The sequence below is a fragment of the Vibrio sp. 2130-1 genome, from assembly GCF_033339515.1.
On record NZ_JAWOUT010000256.1, the window covers coordinates 1 to 713 of the forward strand.

General features: G+C 46.3%; 1 protein-coding gene. It reads right to left on the reverse strand.

The window, feature by feature from the left end:
* Positions 1 to 105: 105 nt before the first annotated feature.
* Positions 106 to 713, reverse strand: a 608-nt coding sequence (locus tag R7Q09_RS25580; RefSeq protein ID WP_318143867.1) for an L-serine ammonia-lyase, incomplete at its 5' end; no start/stop codon positions are given.

Consider the following 713-nt stretch of genomic DNA (forward strand, 5'->3'; position numbering starts at 1 on the left):
AAAGCAGGCGAGTATTGATACAAGGATGGGAAGAAATCGCACTGTTGATGCTAAGTGCCACCAACAATGCGATGTGTAAAGAAAGATGCAAATTATGCGTACTTATTATTCACATGGTGGTGCCATATGGATGATTGCCAAACCACCTAGAGATGTCTCTCGATATTTCTTATTCATGTCTTTACCAGTTTGGTACATGGTTTCGATAACTTTATCTAATGAAATAAGACACTTGCTAGTGCGTTTTAGTGCCATTCGTGATGCGTTAATCGCTTTTACTGCGCCCATCGCATTGCGTTCAATACAAGGCACTTGAACCAGTCCTCCTATTGGGTCACAGGTCATACCGAGAGAGTGTTCCATTGCAATTTCAGCTGCGATACAAATTTGCTCGTTGCTGCCTCCTCGCAAGGCGGTTAGGCCAGCCGCTGCCATAGAAGAGGAAACTCCCACCTCACCTTGACAGCCCACTTCCGCCCCAGAAATGGACGCGTTGGTTTTGTATAAAATACCAATCGCTCCAGCAACGGCGAGAAAGTCTTTTAATTGCTTAAGGTCCAGCTCTTTGATGAATCGATGGTAGTACATCAATACTGCTGGGATAACGCCTGCGGCACCGTTAGTTGGTGATGTGACGACTTGCCCGCCTGCCGCGTTCTCTTCGCTGACCGCAAAGGCAAACAAGTTAATCCAGTCCATGATCTCCATTGGAT